Source organism: Clostridium sp. AF34-10BH, from assembly GCF_003478095.1.
Classification (GTDB): Bacteria; Bacillota; Clostridia; order Lachnospirales; family Lachnospiraceae; genus Acetatifactor; species Acetatifactor acetigignens.
The window spans coordinates 231,773-251,591 of record NZ_QUEC01000002.1 but is presented as its reverse complement, the minus strand read 5'-3'; the positions used below and the strand labels follow the sequence as shown (position 1 = coordinate 251,591).

Here is a 19,819-nt window from a genome sequence, read left to right as displayed (position 1 = left end):
ACAACATGTGACCAAAGGAGAATGGGAAAGGTGAAGAAAAAACCTTATATCAGATATGTGATTCTGGGGATTCTGGCTACATTGATGGTGGGTTGTATCATCCGTATTGCCATGCCCAACCGGGAATGGAACTATACCGGAAGCTATACTTTTGCGGAAGGGGAATCTTATACAGAAGAGCCGGTATTTGAGCATATTTCTCTAGGGACAGGAGTATACCGGGTGGAGCTGTCCTACGAATGCACCGGGGATGCCATCGCGGTCTGTAATGTGAAAGACGGCACTGTGTATCAGGGAGGCCTGTTGTGCAACGGCGAGCATCTGTACAGTGCACTGGGGCATACTTCCTATGATTTCTGGCTTTATGAGCCCACAGAAGAACTGACGGTGACAATCGATTATTCCGGACGGGAAAAGCTGACCACCGGGAATCTGCGGATCGTGGAGACGAATCTTCTGTGGACAAGATATCTTGTGATCCTTGCGGCAGCAGCACTGTTGGTTCTTGCGACCATGTGGCTGGAGCGTTGGGAGGTGGTAAAAGGCAGAAATGAGCAGAGACGTCAGATCCTGTTTGGAATCGGTGTGATCGCCTTTTTTGCCTCCATCCCCTATTTTTATGACGGCATGGTGTCCGGAGCGGATCTGACCTATCATTTGCACCGTATTGAAGGTGTAAAGGATGGACTTCTGACCGGACAGTTCCCGGTACGGCTGGAACCCAGATGGGTATTTGACCACGGATACGCCAATGGTATTTTCTATTGCAATCTGTTATTGTATTTTCCGGCACTTCTGCGCATGGCAGGCTTTACGATGACAGAAAGCTATGCTTTCTATTGCATAGGACTTAATATTGCTACGGCAGCGATAGCCTGGTACTGCTTTAGTGGAATATTCAAAGACCGGATCATAGGCCTGGTCTGCAGCGCATTGTATACTTTATCGATATTCAGATTTTTTAAGCTGGTAATGGTAGGAGCTGTAGGAGAGGGAAGCGCCTATACGTTTCTGCCGCTGGTGGTATACGGAATTTATCTTGTCTTTGAAAAAGATGTGGAAGACAGAGAGTTTCATAAAAGCTGGATCATTTTGGGACTGGGATATGCCGGATTGATCCAGACCCATGTACTGACCTGTGAGATTACGGCATTGTTCACAGTGCTGTTCTGTCTGATTTATATCCGCAGAGTATTTGCATGGCAGAGATTTCGGCAGCTTGCATGTGGAGCATTTTTTGCGCTGGGATTAAGCTTGTGGTATCTGGTACCGTTTGTTGACTATTATTTGACACAGGATGTCAGGATACGCCATGCATCGGCGAGAACTATCCAGGACAGAGGAACCATTTTTGCGCAAATATTACAGCAGTTCTGGTTCAGCAGAATTCCGGAATCCATGGAAGGCAAGGCAGGGGATTTACTGAATCCTATTGGGGTAGGATTGTTTCTGGTAATAGGAATGATGATTTTCTGGCTGCTGTTATTTTTGGGAGATTTGCAAAAACAAAAAGAGGCTGAGAAGAGCTTTGCGATAAAGGCAGCAGGATTCGGATGCCTTGCATTATGGATGTCCACAAATTCCTTTCCATGGGATAACATTCAGAAAATTTCCGGCATTGCAGCGACACTGGTGAGCAGTCTGCAGTTCCCCAATCGTTTTCTGGGATGGGGTACGGTTCTGTTGGTGACGGTAACGGGATATGTGATTCGATATTTTCAGAACAACCGGAAAATCTTCTATCAGATGAGTCTGATCACGGCAGTAGTGTCTTTGTCTGCATCCTATCTGTTTATGATGGATTCGGGAGTACAGGAGAGGGACGTTACATTATATAATCAGGAAAGTATGGGATTTGGTTACATCTCCGGAGAAGAGTATCTGATCTATGGAACGGACAGCACAAAGCTGACTTTTGCAAGACCGGAAGCCAATGAGAATATTCAGATCGCAGACTATGAAAAGAGAGGTTTAAATATAAGCTTTTTCTGCAGGAATGATTCGGCCCGGGAGGAAATAGTAACACTTCCGGTTCTCATGTATAAGGGATATGCAGCCAGGGATGACAAAGGAGAAGTATTGGAGATCACAGACGACGGTGGACATATTTTGCAAGTGTGCATTCCGGGTGGATATGCCGGAACAGTCAGTGTGCGATTCGTGGAACCGTGGTATTGGAGAACGGCGGAACTGGTTACTTTGATCACAGCAGCGGGTATTGTGTTTTTCGGGATTCGGAAGAGGAGACAGAGATGAAAAAGAAATGGATTTTATTAGCGGAAGGGCTTCTCTTAGCGGTTCTGTTCGTGCTGTCTTTTGGGGGATCGGATATTGTATTCGAGGCAGATCATCAGCAATTGTATCGGGTGGAAGAAACAGGGGGGATCGTCAGCAAAGATTTTGCATTGAACCCGGGAGTATATCGCATCATAGTAGAGTCGGATATTGCAAATGGCGGAATCGGAAGCGGAATGGAGATCAGTCTGGAAGCGGAGGAGACCACTTTTCGTGCGATCAGGGGCAACCGGGCAACTTTGCCTGCAGATACGGAGCATAAAAGGATTACCTATTATGTGGCAGATACGGTTGATGCAGCACATCTGCAGATACAGCCATTTTCGGAGGGAGGAAATGTTTCCTATGAGTTGAAAGTAGAGAAGACAACCGCCGGAAGAAGGATCCTTTTTGTAATAGTGCTGGTTCTTTTTGCCTGTCTGGATGGAATTGCGATATTCCGCAGAAAAGTATTGTGTAAAGAAGTGAGCGGACAGAAAAAATGGATCAACTGTGCAATGGTGGGAATCTGGATGATAGCCTGTATCCCCTTGCTGGTGGATTATCTTGTTCTGGGGACTGACAGTGTACAGTGCCTGAGAGAAACAGAGTATATGTTTCAGGGAGAATGGGGAAGGATTCCGGCAGCCCATTTACTATATTTATGGATTCCGGCAGGAATGCGGTGGATTGGATTTCCGGTCGCAACATCTTATAAGATCATGATAGCATTTTTATCCGGAGCTGCACTTGCATTGCTTTATTTCCTGTTTTCCAAATGGGGAAAGGATGCGCGACTGGTGTTGGCGGCAGCAGCTTTTGGTATATGGAATCCTCTGGCGGTGAAGACCTTATATGTAATGGGAAATCCCGGAAAGTTTGTTGTCTGTGTGTTGGGATATGCAGTACTGGGCAGTGTGGTATGGATACTTCTTCAAAAAAGAAAAAGCCAGAACAAAATTTCCCCTTGGATCGTGTTTGCGGTACTGTTAATACTTGTTTTACAGGTGGTATATTATGAAAATACCATTATACTGCAATCGGATGTTCAGTACTGGTACAATGAAGAACCTTTCATGACAGGAGAATAACAGATGGAAAGTACTTTTATCATATTGACCCAGATTATTACCTTTGGAACCGCATGGAGTATGTTCCATTGCGTTTTAAAGAGAAAAAAGAAAGACTGGTTTTCACTGGTGGGGGCATTGGGGTATCTGTTGCTGCCTTATCATGTATATGTGGTAACGGAAAGTGTGGATCGGTCACAGATTCTGATATGGATGGTGGTGCCGATCCTGGCAGCGTCTCTGGTAAAAATGTCGGATACGGAGAAAATGTTCTGGAAGACAGGCTACGGATTGACCGCAGTACTGGCCCTGGGGATTATCGGAAGACTGGATGGCGTAGCCGCGTTGACGCTTTTGTTCCTGATCTGCGTGGGTGGTATCTGCCGGAGACAATGGCAATATCCGGTGATCGGAATTCTGGGAGTTGCCATGGCATACCCCACCTATATGACGTGGAAACACTGGCTGTTCGACGGGTCCTTTGCGGAGAGCGGATTGGAATATACCAGCATCATGGAGCAGGGATACAGTATCGGCGGTCTGTTCAGTACTTATTTTTATAGGAACGGACACCCCGGAATGGGAATTCTGCTGCTTGGCTGTCTGTTGTTTTTGCTCTATCAAAGCTTTGTAAAAGGAAAAAAGATATGCGCCAAAAATGATCATATCTGGCTGGGAGCGGCGGCATTGCTCACTGTAATGTCTCTGCGGTATTTCCCGTGGGATTTTGTACAGAGAATGGGAAGCTGGGCACTGGGGCTGGTAACGCTGATCGGGACTCCAGCGGTGTTTTTCGGTTACGTCCAGATACTGTTGTGTGTGTGGAGCATTGAAAAATGCGGTGCAGTTTTACAGTTGACAGACAGAACAGCAAGGATGCGGGAAGGCACTGTCAAAAAGAATGGAGAAAAGTAGCATGGAAAGTAGGGAAGAAAAAGAATCCCAGGGAAAAATATTGTGGAAAATATTCCTGTCCACACTGTATCTGAGTGCATTCACGTTCGGGGGCGGTTATGTCATCGTTACGCTGATGAAGAAGAAATTCGTGGATGAATACCATTGGATCGGAGAAGACGAAATGCTGGATCTGGTGGCCATCGCCCAGTCTTCGCCCGGCGCGATCGCAGTCAACGGAGCCATCGTGGTGGGGTACAAGCTGGCCGGGATCCCGGGGGCACTGGTGGCGATCCTTGGAACGATCCTGCCGCCCTTTGTGATTATAGCGGCAATATCTGTCTGCTACAATGTGTTCCGCAGTAACTTCTTCGTGGCGCAGATGCTGTCTGGGATGCAGGCAGGAGTGGGAGCGGTGATCGCTTCCGTGACGTATGATATGGGTGCACCTATCGTAAAAGAAAAAGATCCTATGTCACTTGTCATTATGCTGGGAGCTTTTTTGGCAGCATGTATTCTGGAGATCAATGTGGTCTACATTGTGATCGTCTGCGGACTGATTGGTTTGGTCCGGACACTTCTTTCCAAAAGGAGGTCCGGAAAATGATCTATCTGCAATTATTTTTAAGTTTTCTGCAAATAGGAATGTTCAGCTTCGGGGGCGGCTATGCGGCCATGCCTCTGATCCAAGGACAAGTAGTCACGACTCACGGATGGCTGACCATGTCGGAATTCACGGATCTGATCACGATATCACAGATAACACCGGGCCCCATTGCAGTGAATTCCGCCACCTTCGTGGGACTGAAGATTGCCGGGATTCCCGGAGCCGTGGTGGCGACGGCCGGATGTATTCTGCCGTCCTGTATCATTGTGACGATCCTCGCAAGACTATACCTGAAGTATCGTAATCTGGATCTGCTGCAGGGAGTGCTGAAATCTCTGCGGCCTGCAGTGGTGGCAATGATCGCATCGGCAGGGATCCTGATCCTCAAAAATGCATTCTGGGGAAGTGCGGAGAGCATCTCCCTGACGGGAACTGAGTGGAGTATGGTGGTGATCTTCGGAATCTGTGTGTTGCTGCTTCGAAAGACGAAACTGAATCCCATCTGGGTCATGGTACTGGCGGGTGTCATGAAGGTGGGAATCTCCGCAATGACAAATGTTTTGTAATGTAATAGGAAAATGAGGAAAGCGGATCTGCTTTTTGCGGATCCGTTTTTTTCTGTTCTAAAAATCGAAAAACAAATAGCCTCAAAATGTCCGCGGGAAAAATACACTTGTCTTTATATAAGAAATACTATATAATAGCACATAATGTGTGCAATGAAGTACATGTATACATCAGAAAAAAGGGAAAGAAGAGTGTAAGTATGAAAAAACTATTTGAAAAGTGGAACAGCATCAGCCTGATCCTGCGTATCGTATGTGGTCTGGTCATTGGTGTGATCCTGGGACTGGTCGTGCCGCAGGCAACCGGTATTGCCATTCTGGGAGATGTTTTTGTAGGTGCCCTGAAGGCCATTGCGCCTTTGTTGGTATTCTTCCTGCTGATCAGTGCCTTGTGTCATGCAGGGAAGAGCCATGGCGGCATCATTAAGACCGTTATTATTATGTACATGTTCAGTACCTTTCTGGCAGCGCTGGTAGCCGTGATCGCCAGCCGGTTATTCCCCGTGACACTGACACTGGCAGACGCAGCCACCGATATGGCAGCGCCGGACGGTATCGTGGAAGTACTGAAGACTCTGTTAATGAATATGGTAGCCAATCCGGTATCCTCTCTGTTAAATGCCAACTATATTGGTGTTCTGACCTGGGGTGTGGTCATCGGTGTCGGTATGAGAGCAGCCAATGATACCACCAAGAAAGTACTGGATGACATTTCCAACGGTCTGTCCCAGGTAGTCAGCTGGATCATCAGTATGGCTCCCTTCGGAATCTTAGGTCTGGTATTCAGCTCCATTTCTTCCAACGGACTGGAGATCTTCTCCGAATACGGAAAACTTCTGTTAGTACTGGTAGGTTCCATGCTGTTTATCTACTTTGTGACCAACCCGATCATCGTGTTCTGGTGTATCCGCAAGAACCCGTACCCGCTGATCTTCAAGTGCCTGAAGAAGAGTGCCATTACTGCGTTCTTCACCAGAAGCTCCGCAGCCAATATTCCTGTGAATATGAAGGCCTGTGAAGAGTGGGGAATGGATAAGGATACCTATTCCGTAACCATCCCGCTGGGAGCTACCATTAACATGGACGGTGCAGCCATCACCATTACCGTAATGACACTGGCAGCGGCAAATACTCTGGGGATTCACGTAGACTTCTTAAGCGGTATCGTGCTGAGTATTCTGGCAACCCTGGCAGCCTGCGGTGCATCCGGCGTGGCAGGAGGATCCCTGTTACTGATTCCTATGGCATGTTCGTTGTTTGGAATCTCCAACGACATTGCCATGCAGATCGTAGGTGTCGGCTTCATCATCGGTGTCATCCAGGATTCTGTGGAGACCGCACTGAATTCTTCCTCCGACCTGTTACTGTCCGCATCCGCAGAGTTCAGACAGTGGAGACTGGAAGGCAAAGAGATCAAATATTAAAAAATAGTCTGAAAATCATAACAGGCAGTCAGAAAGCTGTTATCCGATCGTGGGTAGCAGCTTTTCTGCAACTAAAAACTTTGGCGATTTGACGCAGTGATTTCTTGACACATTGTATGAGAAAAAGTACAATTAAGACAAAAGTACTATACGGTACGCAAAACAAAATAAGGATAAAAGGGATGGTGCACTATGGGGAAAACGATCAAAAGGTAAATTGCGATGCAGACGGTGATCTCACTGGTTCTGGCGATCCTGCTCTGCGAACTGCTCAGTGTGAGCACTTTACAGAACAATATGACGACACAGGCCAGAAATTTCGTGGAGGCACAGGCCGGAACCAATGCCAATGTAGTGAATGAATGGCTGGTAGAAGATGGAAACATTGTGCACACGATCCGCAACGGTGTGGCATTTATGAACACGAAGGATACAGATCAGATCATGGATTATCTGGAAGTGAATCTGGCGAAGGATTATAAAAACGATGCCGGATATTATGCGGAAGTCAGCAGCAGTCTGGGGCAGAATGCTTCCGGTGTCAGCGAGTCCATTCATACTATCAATGGCATATTAGGTGACATCAACAGAGCGCAGGCGGAACTGGCGGATGCGGTGGCCGGAGTGAATAAGAACCTTCAGGGGATCACCTATTCCAGTGAAAATATGTCTACAGAGACCAAGGGCGTATTACAGAGCATCGGCAAACTTCAGCAGAATATGCGGCAGTTCCGTGTCTGAGTAAGTTTGGAGGGAAATTATGTGGCAACAACAGGAAGACAATACGTATAATGATCTGCGGGAAAACTCCATCAGACAATGGCTGGAGGATATGAGCAGACATGAAGATGTAGCGGTCCGCGGAGGCGTGAAAGTCACCGCGGAATATCTGGAGGATCTGAAGAAGCAGATCCGTCAGTTAGAGGAAAAATGTGCATTGAAAGATGCCTATTTGAGGAAGATGAAAGAGAAGGCGGGACAGTGAGAGATCACTGTCCTGTTTTTCTATAGAAAAATGCTTGAATTTCTGGCAGAAGCGGGGCACGGGAGGGTTGACAGTTATCGGGAAAAAAAGTATCATATATAAGATATTGAGCTAAAATTGCGGGAAAGGCAATTTGCAGATATAAAATATACGAGCGGAAGGGTAGAAAACCATGGCACTTAGCAAGAAGCCTACAACGGGCATGAAAGATATCCTGCCGGAGGAGATGCAGATCCGTGATTACGTGATCAGCGTCATCAAGGACACCTACGGCAAATTCGGTTTTACTTCCATTGAGACTCCCTGTGTGGAAAATATTGCAAACTTAAGCAGTAAGCAGGGCGGTGATAATGAGAAGCTGATCTTCAAAATCTTAAAGCGCGGCGAGAAACTGAATGTAGCAGCTGCGACCACCGAGGAAGAGGTAGTCGACAGTGGGCTGCGTTATGACCTGACGGTACCGCTGGTACGTTATTATTCCAATAATGCGGCATCCCTGCCTTCTCCTTTTAAGGCATTGCAGATGGGCAATGTATGGAGAGCGGACAGACCTCAGAGAGGAAGATATCGTCAGTTCATGCAGTGTGATATCGATATTCTCGGTGAGCCGTCTAACTTAGCGGAGATCGAACTGATCCTGGCGACCACCACCACACTGGGCAGGCTTGGATTTAAAAATTTCCAGATCCGTATCAATGAACGCCGTATTCTGAAGGCAATGGCTGCTTACAGCGGATTCCCCGAAGAGTCCTATGACAGTGTATTCATCACTTTGGACAAAATGGACAAGATCGGTCTGGAAGGCGTGGAAGCTGAGCTTTTGGAGAACGGTTTTGATAAGGCATGTGTAGACAAGTATCTGGAACTGTTCAAGGGTCTGGAGAGTGCAGAGGATGGTGTGGCTTATCTGGCGGATACCCTGGAAGGATTCTTAGAGCCCGAGATCGCCCAGAGCCTCAGAGAGATCATGGACAGCGTCAGAGCGACGAAGGCTTCCGATTTCGAGATCGTGTTCGATGCTACGCTGGTAAGAGGTATGTCTTATTATACCGGAACCATTTTCGAGATCGCTATGCCGGAATTCGGTGGCAGCTGCGGTGGCGGCGGACGTTACGACAAGATGGTCGGCAAGTTTACCGGCAATGATGTGCCCGCCTGCGGATTCTCCATCGGCTTCGAGCGTATCATCATGTTGCTCATGGAGAGAGGATTCAAAGTTCCTACGAGACCGAAGCAGGTAGCATATCTGATCGAGAAGGGTGTCAGTGGTGAAAGACTGTGTGAGGTGATCGCACAGGCCCAGGAAGCCCGTAAGGACGGTACTCAGGTACTGGTAGCCCGCATGAACAAGAATAAGAAATTCCAGAAAGAACAGCTGAACAAGGAAGGCTACGAAGAATTCGTGGAATTCTATAAAGAAGAATTAAAGAGATAAAAAGCAACAGACGAAGGAGCAAAAGCAATGATTCAGTCCAGAACCCATAATTGTAATGAACTTCGGATCGGCAATGTCGGTGAGAGAGTCACACTGGTCGGCTGGTTCGAGAACATGAGAAAAGTCAGCAAGAATCTCGGATTTGTCATTTTGCGTGATTTCTACGGAACCACTCAGCTGGTAGTAGAGACCGAAGAGATGATGAACGTGATGGATGGCATCAACAAGGAGTCCACCATCTCCGTGGAAGGTGTGGTAAGAGAGCGTTCCAGCAAGAATGCCAATCTGCCTACCGGAGAGATCGAAGTAGTGCCTGACAAGATCGAGATTTTAGGTAAGTGTATCTACAATGCACTTCCTTTTGAGATCAATCAGTCCAAGGATGCAGACGAGAATGCCCGTCTGAAATACCGTTATCTGGATCTGAGAAATCCGAACATGAAGAAGAATATCGTGATGAGAAGTCAGATCGTGGCAGAGCTGCGTCAGAGAATGTATGCTCTGAACTTCATGGAGATCACCACCCCTATTCTGACCTGTTCTTCCCCGGAAGGTGCGAGAGATTATCTGGTTCCTGCCAGAAATCATCCCGGCAAGTTCTACGCTTTGCCCCAGGCACCCCAGCAGTTCAAGCAGATCCTGATGGCTTCCGGTTTTGACCGTTATTTCCAGATCGCTCCCTGCTTCCGTGATGAGGATGCGAGAGCAGACCGTTCTCCCGGAGAATTCTATCAGCTGGATATGGAGATGGCATTCGCTTCCCAGGAAGATGTATTTTCCATCGTAGAGCAGGTGCTGCCTCCCGTATTTGAAAAGTATGGCATTTATAAAGAAGCTTCCAAGGCGCCTTTCGTACGCATCCCTTATTTGGAGGCTATGGATAAGTACGGCTCCGATAAGCCGGATCTGCGTATCGATCTGGTGCTGACCGATGCCACCGAGGTAATGCAGGGCTGTGGCTTTGCTGCTTTCGAAGGTCAGACGGTAAAGGCTATCGTGGTGGATGGCTTCACCGCTACCCGTAAGCAGATCGATGCTATCTGCGCAGAGGTAGAAGTACAGACCGCACGCAAGGGATTCTGGTTCCGTGTAGACGAGAACGGAGAGTTCGTAGGCGGTATCTCCAAGTTCTTGCAGGATCGCAAGGAAGAAGTCATCAAGGCTCTCGGCCTTAAGAACGGTGACTTTGTAGGGCTTGCCGCAGGCAAGAAGCTGGAAGCGCAGAAGACAGCAGGTGTATACAGAAAGCTGCTGGGTGCAGCCAGCGAGAAACATATGAAGAAGGATTGCTACGAGTTCTGCTGGATTGTGGATTTCCCGATGTATGAGATCGGTGAAGAGTCCGGCGAACTGGAATTCTGTCATAATCCGTTCTCCATGCCCCAGGGCGGTATGGATGCGCTGAACAATCAGGATCCTCTGGAGATTCTGGCATACCAGTACGATCTGGTCTGCAACGGCGTAGAGCTGTCCTCCGGCGCAGTGAGAAACCATGATCCTGAGATTATGATCAAGGCATTCGAACTGGTAGGCTTAGGCGAAGCCGATGTGAAGGCAAAGTTCCCTGCCATGTACAATGCATTCTGTTACGGAGCACCCCCTCATGCAGGAATCGCTCCCGGCGTAGACCGTATGATCATGTTGATCTGTGGTGAGGAAAGCATCCGTGAGATCATTCCTTTCCCCATGAACAAGAATGCCATGGACATTATGATGGGAGCACCGGGTACGGTAGAGCAGAAGCAGTTGGATGAACTGCATCTGGCCATCACCGCCAAGCCGGAAGAATAATAATGAGGCTGTCGCACGATTTCTGTGTGACAGCCTTTATGTTGGGTATATATGGCAATTTGTCAGGAGAAGAATATGTCTGTAGGAATTTATGTATTGCATCTGCACCCAGGTGAGGAAGAAATCAGGCGGACATTCCTGCGGGAAGCTGCAGAATATGTGGATCCGGTGCGGTGTAAGAAGGTACAACGGCTGAAAAGCACCGGAGCAAAGGCAGCCAGTCTCGGCGCGGGAATGCTGTTGCAGAAGATGGCTCTGGATCTGATAGACGGTACGGAGAATACCGGAATCCTGTTTCTGGAAGAGGATGAGCTGCTTGCGGTGTTACAGGAGCGGATGCACCGGGACAAGGCGGGGGCGTTATCCTTTTCCTACGAATATGGAGAACTGGGGAAGCCACAGATCGTGAATATCCCGAAAAAATTCAATCTGTCTCATTCCGGAGACTATGTGGTCTGCGCGGTAGGAGACGGAGAAGTGGGAGCGGACATTCAGAAATGGGTTCCCTATAAGGAACGGACGGCAGAGCGTTTTTTTGCGCCAACGGAATGGAAACTGCTGCAGGAACTGCCTGCGTCACAGCGCACGGAACTGTTTTACCGATTGTGGAGCAGAAAAGAAGCCTATGGCAAATACACCGGCCAGGGGATCGGCAGTGCAGTGGGAGAAGATTTCTCCGACGAACAGAACTGGCAGGAAAAGCAGATATGTTTCCGGGAACGGGTTCTGGAGGATAGCTATTCGCTGGCGGTCTGTTACGGAACAGCAGAAGCGTAAAAGATAGGGAACGAGAAAGCTGTACAGGGATAGGAAGCATGAAAAGCGGATGCGCCTTACATGGAAAGCGCGAAGAAATGAGGACTTTATGAAAAGATTAATGATGTATCTGAAAGATTATAAGAAAGAGTCCATACTGGCACCACTGTTCAAACTGCTGGAAGCATTTTTCGAACTGATGGTTCCTCTGGTAATGGCAAATATCATTGACTATGGTATTTTCAATCGAAATATGGGTTATATTGGCAAAATGGGGCTGGTTCTGCTCCTGCTCGGCGTAGTAGGACTGGCTTCCTCCATTACGGCGCAGTTTTTCGCAGCCAAGGCGGCAGTGGGATTTTCTACCAAGCTGCGTCAGGCATTGTTTGATCATATTGAGGATCTGAGCTTTACGGATATTGATAAGGCGGGAACTTCCACCATGATCACCCGTATGACCAGTGATGTGAACCAAGTGCAGTCCGGTATCAACATGACACTGCGTCTGTTCTTACGTTCCCCGATCATTGTCTTTGGTGCCATGATCATGGCATTCACCATTGATGTGAAATGTGCCCTGATCTTTGTAGTGGCGATTCCTTTGTTGTCCATTGTGGTATTCGGTATTATTTTATCCACAATCCCTATGTACAAAAAGGTGCAGTCCAGGCTGGATCAGGTATTGGGCATCACCAGAGAGAATCTGACCGGTGTCCGTGTCATCCGTGCATTCCATCAGGAAGCGAAGGAAGAAGAGCGATTCCGGGAGAACAATGAGGCATTGTCCGCCATGCAGATCTTCGTAGGTAAGATCAGTGCCTGCATGAATCCTGTGACCTATGTCATCGTAAACGGTGCTATCATTGCCCTAATCTATACCGGTGCGGTACAGGTCAATATCGGTAACTTAAGCCAGGGTGAGGTGGTAGCGATCATCAACTATATGAACCAGATACTGGTAGAGCTGGTGAAGCTGGCAAACCTGATCGTGACCATGACCAAGGCTTTGGCCTGTGCAGAACGTGTAGCTTCCGTTTTCGATATCGGCGCAGATGCTGCATATGTGGGAGCGCAGAATCAGAAACTAGCGGATAAGGTAGATAAGAGCGCACCTTTCTTAGACTTCAAACATGTATCCCTGACTTATCAGGGAGCCGGAGCACCTACTTTGCAGGATATGAACTTCACCGTAAACCGTGGCGATACCGTAGGTATCATCGGAGGTACCGGTTCCGGTAAGACCTCCCTGGTGAATCTGATCCCAGGTTTCTATCCGGCGACAGAAGGTGAGATCCTGTTGGAAGGCAGAGATATCCGGACCATGAGTGATGAGGAACTGCGCGGACGTATCGGCGTCGTACCGCAGAAGGCAGTCCTGTTCAAGGGAACGATCCGCAGCAACCTCCAGTGGGGCAAGCCAGACGCTACCGAAGAGGAGATGTGGAAAGCACTGGAACTGGCACAGGCATCGGAAGTGGTAGACGGTAAGCCCGGAAAGTTAGATGCAACTGTGGCACAGAACGGTAAGAACTTCTCCGGTGGACAGAGACAGCGTCTGACGATCGCAAGAGCCTTGGTCAGAGAGCCTGAGATCCTGATCCTGGATGACAGTGCCTCCGCACTGGATTATGCCACCGACGCAAAACTGCGTGCGGCACTGCGTACCCTGGAAGATAAGACCACGACCTTTATCGTATCCCAGCGAGCTTCCACTATCCGCCATGCGGACAAGATCATCGTACTGGATGACGGTGAGATCGCAGGTGTGGGAACCCATGATGAATTGTTGAAGGATTGTACGGTATATCAGGAGATTTATTATTCCCAGTATCCTGAGCAGAGAGGAGGTGTTCGGTAATGCAGAAGACAAATAATAAAGCAACCATGAAGCGTGTGCTGAAATATATCCGGAAATATACACCGGCACTGGTACTCTCCCTGCTGTTAGCAGGCCTGACCGTGTTATTGACCTTATATATCCCTATCCTCACCGGTAATGCGGTGGATCTGATCATCGGCAAGGGACAGGTAGATATGCCGGGTATTTTTTCTATTATGAAAAAAATTGCCATCGCAATGATCATCACAGCAGTCGGCCAGTGGGTCATGAACACCTGCAACAACTATATTACCTATCATGTGATCCGGGATATCCGTACGGATGCTTTTGCAAAGCTGGAGATCCTGCCCTTAAAATATCTGGATGCCCATGCTTACGGTGATATCGTGAGCCGTGTTATTGCGGACGTGGATACTTTCGCGGACGGTCTGCTGATGGGATTTACCCAGCTGTTCACCGGTGTACTGACGATCCTGTGTACGCTGGGCTTCATGTTGGTGACCAATGTGCCCATCACATTGGTAGTAGTATGTATCACTCCGGTATCCTTCCTGGTGGCAAAATTCATTGCAACCAAGACCTACTCCATGTTCAAGGAGCAGTCCGAGACCAGAGGCGAGCAGACTTCCCTGATTGAGGAAATGATCGACAACCAGAAGATCGTAAATACCTTTTCCAGAGGAGAAGCGGTGAAGAGCAAGTTTGGAGAGATCAACGGCAGATTGCAGAAATGCTCTCTGAAAGCTATCTTTTTCTCCTCCATTACGAACCCGGCGACCCGTTTCGTTAACAGTCTGGTATATGCCGGTGTCGGTGTGTTCGGTGCGCTCGTAGCGATCAAGGGCGGTATCAGCGTAGGCCGTCTGTCCTGCTTTTTAAGCTATGCGAACCAGTACACCAAGCCCTTCAACGAGATCTCCGGCGTGGTAACAGAATTGCAGAATGCTTTTGTCTGTGCCGGACGTATCTTCGAACTGATCGACGAGGAGCCTCAGGTGCCCGATGCTGCGGATGCAAGAGTATTAGAAGAGGCTCAGGGCAACGTAGATCTGAAGGATGTATATTTCCAGTATGTACCGGAGAAGAAGCTGATCCAGAACTTTAACCTGCAGGTAAAACCCGGGCAGAGAGTTGCCATCGTAGGCCCTACCGGATGCGGTAAGACCACCGTGATCAATTTGTTGATGCGTTTTTACGATGTGAACTCCGGCTCCATTCAGGTGGATGGTACCGACATCCGGGATATCACCAGAGGAAGTCTCCGTACCAATTACGGTATGGTGCTGCAGGAGACCTGGTTACGTTCCGGCACTATCCGTGACAACATCTGCATGGGTAAACCGGACGCTACCGAGGAAGAGATCATCGCAGCAGCCAAGGCATCCCATGCCCATAGCTTTATCAAGCGACTGCCCCAAGGGTATGACACCGTGATCACCGAAGACGGCGGCAGCCTGTCCCAGGGACAGAAACAGCTTCTGTGTATCACCAGAGTCATGCTGTGCCTGCCTCCCATGCTGATCCTCGATGAGGCAACCTCCTCCATCGATACCCGTACCGAGATCAAGATCCAGAACGCATTCGCCAAAATGATGGAAGGCCGCACCAGCTTCATCGTAGCCCACAGACTTTCCACCATCCAGAGCGCTGATGTCATCCTGGTAATGAAAGACGGAAACATCATCGAACAGGGCAACCATGAGACCCTGCTGGCAAAGGGCGGTTTCTACGCGAATCTGTATAATAGCCAGTTTGCCGTGTAACGAGACATGCAAAGGCAAGGAAACTACCACTCAATGGGGAGCTTGCTCACCAGGGAGTGGTAGTTTTTTTGACTTTATACGGCGACAGCCGTCATCCGCCGAAAGCCCGCCAGGGCTTTTTGCGGATGCTGGCATGGCTCGTTACACGTACCCCCGTCAGCGGCACACCCTTTGCCCTGTTCTTTTCCGAAAAGACAGAAAATATGTCGAAAAATATCAAAAATTGTAAAAATATACCAGCGCAATAAAAATATTGAAAATAAATTAAAATATTTCGAGAAATGTGTTGACAAATGTACAAGCATGTATTATATTAGACTTAACAAAAGAGAAACGGAACAACCCAACAAAGAAGGTTGGGAGAGAAGTACAAAAGAATCTATAGAAAGAGAGGTATAGTCCACCTAACAAGTAAAGTCCTACCACAGTCTTCCATGATGTACAACTGAATAGAACTACCAAAGAGAACCAATTTACATAGAGAACATCAAGTACACAGAAGAAAAAGTAATGAACAACAGAAGATAAGAATTATCTCACATTACAGTACATACGTACAAAAGAAAAGTGGAAAGAGAACAAAAGACAAAATGGAAGATCAAATTTAAGAAAGAGAGGGCAAGCCATTGGAGCCTGTAGTCTGAGAGGGCGTACTGATTGAAAGAATGATCGGTACGCTCTCTTAATGTTGTATAACTATTCAGAGCCAAGTAAAAAATCAAGATGGTCGTCAAATGCTTGCATTTGTAAGTCCATATTGGATTTTTTATTTTGCGAATGAGGTTCTGAATAGTTGTACAATTTTCCAGTGGAAAAACCTACCGATATCATGTACAATAGAAGAATAGTACAGATAGAGGAGTTATGAAAATGGACACAAACGAACAGAATCAGCAGGACAAAAGAGAACTCAGACATAAGAGAAGACAGAGAAATCAGATCATTGCATATACGGCCGTAGGTATTATGATCCTGTTGCTGGCGGTGGGAATTGCTTTTGCTGTAAGCAAGATTACCAGCATGAGTCGTAATCAGGAAGAACAGCAGAACAAGGTGGATGAGATCCTTTCGGATGAGGAGACAATCCAGGCGCCGACGGAAAGCCAGGAGACAGTGGTGGAACTCACGGATGAGCAGAAGCTGGATACCATTATTAATGAGGCAATCATCCAGAACATGCCTCTGGAAGATAAGGTAGCCGGATTATTCATTACGACGCCGGAATCGATCACCGGTGTGTCTGCGGCAGTACAGGCGGGAGACGGTACCAAGGATGCGTTATCCCAATACCCGGTAGGTGGAATCGTATACGCTGCGAAAAACATCCAGTCTGCAGATCAGCTGAAGCAGATGATCGATAATACCAAATTATATACCAGCTATCCCCTGTTTATTGCCATTGACGGAGAGGGAAGCGATACAGATGCGGTAGCTGCGGCAGGCCTTGGCACTAAAGTGGACACACCCCAGAGCATCGGGGCTGCCGGAGATACCAATAATGCGTACCTAGCGGGAACCACGGTGGGAACTTATCTGGCAGAGTTGGGATTTAATCTTGATTTCGCACCTTCTGCAGATCTCAGTGTAGTGGATGGAAATGCGGCAGGCAGCAGTTCTTACGGATCGGAAGCGGACAATGTGGCATCCTTTGTAGGATATATGCAGGCAGGATTACAGGAGCAGAAGGTGACCGCATGTATCGGACAGTTCCCTGGTATCGGCAGCAGTACCCAGAGCACGAAGGACGGCATGGCATCTACAGACAGAAGTGCGGAAGATTTCAGGGCCAATGAATTTGTGGTTTTCCAGACTTGTATCGACAATGGCATGACCAAAATGATCCGCATCAGTAATATGGCGTCATCTTCCCTGACCGGAGACAATACCCCCTGCACGTTCTCCAGCGCGGTGGTAACGGATATTTTAAGAAATGAACTGAATTTCCGCGGTGTGATCGTGTCCGGAGCCATGAATGAGGCTGCAATCTCCAATTACTATGGAGCAGATGAAGCTGCGGTACTGGCACTTCGCGCAGGCTGTGATATGATCTATGCACCGGAGAATTTTGAGACGGCATACAACGGAGTATTGGAGGCTGTACAGAACGGCACCATTTCCGAGGAACGCATCAATGATTCCCTGCGGAGAATCTACCGTATCAAATATGCGGATAAACTGGAACAGTAAAGAAGATAGAAGACGATTGCATGTGAGTGCAGTCGTCTTTTTTCTTGTAAAAAATGGCCGTTCATGTTATCTTAGCAATAAGAGCAATATTTCTCTTACAAATTCTCATATCGTTGACTAGCGATCTATAGTCGTTTTCCCAGAGACGTGAATGGAAGAAAGAAACATGAAGTTAAAATGAAGGTGGTGAAAAGAGTGAAGTGTATAGCATAGGAAAAATAAATCAAAAAATATATAAATGTATAACAGAGGATATTATTACCGAAGAGGTTATTATCACAGACAATCAGATTCAACATATTAAGGACAGACATCCAGAGGCATATAATAAAGTATTGAAAAATATACAGGAGGCAATAAGTACCCCGGATTATATTATTAGGGATAAGCATGCATATACGGGACTGATTATTAAAAGAATACAAACGGAAGAAAGATTTTTACAGATTGTATTAAGATTATGTACTTCGGGGGATGAACATGGATATAAAAATTCTGTGATTTCATGCTGGAAAATTAGTGAGAGAAGATTGCAGAATTACTTGCGAAATAAAGAAATTCTTTACAGTAGGGAATAAACAGGGTATAATCTATATACAATAAGAGAGGAACTATCCGAGGTGGTAAATTTCGTTGCAACCACGCACCCTATGGGTCAAAAGAGATGCAGGAGAGGCGACGCCTGCCGGATGGTTTCTTGCTTATGTTATTGAGTCACCATTTTGTGGTGGCTTTTTTAGTTTTAACCACATTCGTTGTAGAATCAGCTGTCTACAATTTCATGCAGACACAAAAAGAGTGGAAACCCTGTAAAATCAAGGCTTCCGATGCAAATAAAAGAAGCGCGAGACGGCGCACGAGGTCCGGGGGACCTCGGACTGCGCAGACCGGAGCGGAGCGTAGACATCGAACTTTCGAGCCCTGGCAGGGCTCGAAAAAAAAGAACGATACCGATTTGGTATCGTTCTTTTTTCAAGCGCGAGACGGGGATCGAACCCGCGACCCCCTCCTTGGCAAGGAGGTGCTCCACCGCTGAGCCACTCGCGCATATCTTACGGACAAGTTATAATATACTATAGGGCTCCGGAAATGTCAATAAAAAAAGTGTGCATCTTTTTTGCAAATTGCATATACAATTAACGCAGCAGTATTCTACGCAGCCATCCGGTGAATTTCCGCTCTATCAGGATCCAGCACAGATAAGCCAGAACAATGCTTATTACAACGCTTACGATCAGTCCGACAACAGACAATACGGATAGGGTGGAAAAGTCAAATACCACACGGTCCAGAAACATAACCGGATAGTAGTGTACCAGATACAGGGAATAGCTGATATTTCCCAACTGCACAAAAAAGCGGGGCATGGAAAGCTGCAGGCCTGCGAGAAAAGCAAGGATTAACAATAGCAGAGCCGGGAGCCCCCACTGGGGAAGCCTGAGGAACCCAATCACATTGATCCGGGGCGTAAAGTAAGCAAGCAGACAAAAGATTACCGGGATACATACCGCGGATACGAGGCTTACTGTCCGCGAAACCGGATGAAGGGTATGCCTGCGATACAAATACCGCAGCAGATAGTAAGCCAGAATTCCGAAGAGAAATTCCAACATGACAGGATCTCCGTAAAAAATGAGGAAAGGAGAAAGTACATTACCTATAGGAGACTGCCAGGATGAGATCGCCGGAGCAAATATCTGTACCATTCCCACCAGAATCACCAGAAATGCGCTGCAGATCAGACCGCGGTATTTCATGCTGATGTGAAAGGCAATGAAAAACAGCAGATAGAACAGCATTTCACAGTTGATGGTCCAGCCGATCCGTACCAAAGGCTGGATCGCTCCGCTGCCGATATCAAAAGGAATAAACAGCAGACTTTTGACAAGATAGGAAAAATCGTGTCTGGTCTGTTGGAACATGGAAGGAAACAACAACAGCGACAGATAGGTTCCCAGTGTCATCAGGTAGTAAAGCGGAAGAATCCGGACCAGGCGTTTGCGGAAGAAATATTTGGTACTTTTTTCCGTGGTAAACATGATCATGAATCCGCTGATACAAAAAAAGATGTCCACACCGAAAGCTCCAAAGTTCAGAAAACGGACATGCTGAAATACCACAAAAAGAGCAGCCAGACCGCGTAAAGCCTGGATGCTGTCAAAATGCAGTTCATGAAACTCTTTATTAACTGTTATATTTTCCATAGAAATAACCATGCCTTTTTGTA

17 protein-coding genes and 1 tRNA gene are annotated in these 19,819 nt (G+C 47.4%); 16 read left to right on the top strand and 2 right to left on the bottom strand.

Annotated features, from left to right (window positions below; translation table 11 throughout):
• The first annotated feature begins 30 nt into the window (after nucleotides 1-30).
• The 16 genes from DWZ61_RS03080 to DWZ61_RS03010 all read left to right on the top strand — a co-directional run bounded on the left by DWZ61_RS03080 (nucleotide 31) and on the right by DWZ61_RS03010 (nucleotide 18,170).
• A complete protein-coding gene (locus DWZ61_RS03080; protein WP_147354666.1) occupies nucleotides 31-2,256 on the top strand; it encodes a YfhO family protein in 2,226 nt (741 codons plus the stop codon).
• Nucleotides 2,253-3,365: a hypothetical protein gene (locus tag DWZ61_RS03075; protein WP_118537347.1), complete on the top strand. Its 1,113-nt coding sequence runs from the start codon at nucleotides 2,253-2,255 to the stop codon at nucleotides 3,363-3,365. The genes DWZ61_RS03080 and DWZ61_RS03075 overlap by 4 nt, the downstream gene beginning before the upstream one ends.
• A 3-nt stretch (nucleotides 3,366-3,368) precedes the next feature.
• Nucleotides 3,369-4,259: a hypothetical protein gene (locus DWZ61_RS03070; RefSeq protein WP_118537346.1), complete on the top strand. Its 891-nt coding sequence runs from the start codon at nucleotides 3,369-3,371 to the stop codon at nucleotides 4,257-4,259.
• 1 nt (nucleotide 4,260) lies between these two features.
• Nucleotides 4,261-4,845: a chromate transporter gene (locus DWZ61_RS03065; RefSeq protein WP_118537345.1), complete on the top strand. Its 585-nt coding sequence runs from the start codon at nucleotides 4,261-4,263 to the stop codon at nucleotides 4,843-4,845.
• Nucleotides 4,842-5,411: a chromate transporter gene (locus DWZ61_RS03060; RefSeq protein ID WP_118537344.1), complete on the top strand. Its 570-nt coding sequence runs from the start codon at nucleotides 4,842-4,844 to the stop codon at nucleotides 5,409-5,411. The genes DWZ61_RS03065 and DWZ61_RS03060 overlap by 4 nt, the downstream gene beginning before the upstream one ends.
• A gap of 200 nt (nucleotides 5,412-5,611) precedes the next feature.
• Nucleotides 5,612-6,835: a serine/threonine transporter SstT gene (sstT, locus tag DWZ61_RS03055; protein ID WP_118537365.1), complete on the top strand. Its 1,224-nt coding sequence runs from the start codon at nucleotides 5,612-5,614 to the stop codon at nucleotides 6,833-6,835.
• 222 nt (nucleotides 6,836-7,057) lie between these two features.
• Nucleotides 7,058-7,576, top strand: coding sequence for a hypothetical protein (locus tag DWZ61_RS03050; RefSeq protein ID WP_118537343.1), 519 nt, complete (start codon nucleotides 7,058-7,060; stop codon nucleotides 7,574-7,576).
• A 19-nt stretch (nucleotides 7,577-7,595) separates the two neighbouring features.
• Nucleotides 7,596-7,820 (top strand): hypothetical protein, encoded by a 225-nt coding sequence (locus DWZ61_RS03045; RefSeq protein WP_118537342.1) that lies wholly within the window; start codon nucleotides 7,596-7,598, stop codon nucleotides 7,818-7,820.
• 172 nt (nucleotides 7,821-7,992) lie between these two features.
• On the top strand, nucleotides 7,993-9,255 hold the full coding sequence (gene hisS / locus DWZ61_RS03040; protein ID WP_118537341.1) for a histidine--tRNA ligase: 1,263 nt from the start codon (nucleotides 7,993-7,995) through the stop codon (nucleotides 9,253-9,255).
• A gap of 27 nt (nucleotides 9,256-9,282) precedes the next feature.
• Nucleotides 9,283-11,046, top strand: coding sequence for an aspartate--tRNA ligase (aspS, locus tag DWZ61_RS03035; protein ID WP_118537340.1), 1,764 nt, complete (start codon nucleotides 9,283-9,285; stop codon nucleotides 11,044-11,046).
• A gap of 75 nt (nucleotides 11,047-11,121) precedes the next feature.
• Nucleotides 11,122-11,823 carry a 4'-phosphopantetheinyl transferase superfamily protein gene (locus DWZ61_RS03030; protein WP_182426972.1) on the top strand — a complete coding sequence of 234 codons (702 nt, stop codon included), beginning with the start codon at nucleotides 11,122-11,124 and terminating at the stop codon, nucleotides 11,821-11,823.
• Nucleotides 11,824-11,911: 88 nt separating this feature from the next.
• A complete protein-coding gene (locus DWZ61_RS03025; protein ID WP_118537338.1) occupies nucleotides 11,912-13,660 on the top strand; it encodes an ABC transporter ATP-binding protein in 1,749 nt (582 codons plus the stop codon).
• Entirely contained in the window at nucleotides 13,660-15,405 is a 1,746-nt protein-coding gene (locus DWZ61_RS03020; protein ID WP_118537337.1) for an ABC transporter ATP-binding protein, read from the top strand. Before DWZ61_RS03025 ends, DWZ61_RS03020 begins: the two co-directional genes overlap by 1 nt.
• A 68-nt stretch (nucleotides 15,406-15,473) precedes the next feature.
• Entirely contained in the window at nucleotides 15,474-15,653 is a 180-nt protein-coding gene (locus DWZ61_RS19470) for a hypothetical protein (RefSeq protein WP_147354665.1), read from the top strand.
• 622 nt (nucleotides 15,654-16,275) lie between these two features.
• Nucleotides 16,276-17,592, top strand: a complete 1,317-nt coding sequence (locus DWZ61_RS03015) for a glycoside hydrolase family 3 N-terminal domain-containing protein (RefSeq protein WP_182426971.1) — start codon at nucleotides 16,276-16,278, stop codon at nucleotides 17,590-17,592.
• A 200-nt stretch (nucleotides 17,593-17,792) separates the two neighbouring features.
• Nucleotides 17,793-18,170, top strand: a complete 378-nt coding sequence (locus DWZ61_RS03010) for a PBECR2 nuclease fold domain-containing protein (protein ID WP_118537335.1) — start codon at nucleotides 17,793-17,795, stop codon at nucleotides 18,168-18,170.
• Nucleotides 18,171-18,567: 397 nt separating this feature from the next.
• Here the strand turns inward: DWZ61_RS03010 and DWZ61_RS03005 are convergent.
• Nucleotides 18,568-18,639, bottom strand: a tRNA-Gly gene (locus DWZ61_RS03005).
• An 89-nt stretch (nucleotides 18,640-18,728) separates the two neighbouring features.
• Nucleotides 18,729-19,796 carry an acyltransferase gene (locus DWZ61_RS03000; RefSeq protein ID WP_182426970.1) on the bottom strand — a complete coding sequence of 356 codons (1,068 nt, stop codon included), beginning with the start codon at nucleotides 19,794-19,796 and terminating at the stop codon, nucleotides 18,729-18,731.
• Nucleotides 19,797-19,819: the final 23 nt, after the last annotated feature.

Excerpts from the sequence above, each read along its gene's own strand:
- DWZ61_RS03060 (WP_118537344.1), top strand. The coding sequence starts at position 4,842 with ATGATCTATCTGCAATTATTTTTAAGTTTTCTGCAAATAGGAATGTTC.
- DWZ61_RS03075 (WP_118537347.1), top strand. The coding sequence starts at position 2,253 with ATGAAAAAGAAATGGATTTTATTAGCGGAAGGGCTTCTCTTAGCGGTT.
- DWZ61_RS03045 (WP_118537342.1), top strand. The coding sequence starts at position 7,596 with ATGTGGCAACAACAGGAAGACAATACGTATAATGATCTGCGGGAAAAC.
- DWZ61_RS03070 (WP_118537346.1), top strand. The coding sequence starts at position 3,369 with ATGGAAAGTACTTTTATCATATTGACCCAGATTATTACCTTTGGAACC.
- DWZ61_RS03000 (WP_182426970.1), bottom strand. The coding sequence starts at position 19,796 with ATGGAAAATATAACAGTTAATAAAGAGTTTCATGAACTGCATTTTGAC.
- DWZ61_RS03065 (WP_118537345.1), top strand. The coding sequence starts at position 4,261 with ATGGAAAGTAGGGAAGAAAAAGAATCCCAGGGAAAAATATTGTGGAAA.
- sstT (WP_118537365.1), top strand. The coding sequence starts at position 5,612 with ATGAAAAAACTATTTGAAAAGTGGAACAGCATCAGCCTGATCCTGCGT.
- hisS (WP_118537341.1), top strand. The coding sequence starts at position 7,993 with ATGGCACTTAGCAAGAAGCCTACAACGGGCATGAAAGATATCCTGCCG.
- DWZ61_RS03050 (WP_118537343.1), top strand. The coding sequence starts at position 7,058 with ATGCAGACGGTGATCTCACTGGTTCTGGCGATCCTGCTCTGCGAACTG.
- aspS (WP_118537340.1), top strand. The coding sequence starts at position 9,283 with ATGATTCAGTCCAGAACCCATAATTGTAATGAACTTCGGATCGGCAAT.
- DWZ61_RS03015 (WP_182426971.1), top strand. The coding sequence starts at position 16,276 with ATGGACACAAACGAACAGAATCAGCAGGACAAAAGAGAACTCAGACAT.
- DWZ61_RS03020 (WP_118537337.1), top strand. The coding sequence starts at position 13,660 with ATGCAGAAGACAAATAATAAAGCAACCATGAAGCGTGTGCTGAAATAT.
- DWZ61_RS03030 (WP_182426972.1), top strand. The coding sequence starts at position 11,122 with ATGTCTGTAGGAATTTATGTATTGCATCTGCACCCAGGTGAGGAAGAA.
- DWZ61_RS03025 (WP_118537338.1), top strand. The coding sequence starts at position 11,912 with ATGAAAAGATTAATGATGTATCTGAAAGATTATAAGAAAGAGTCCATA.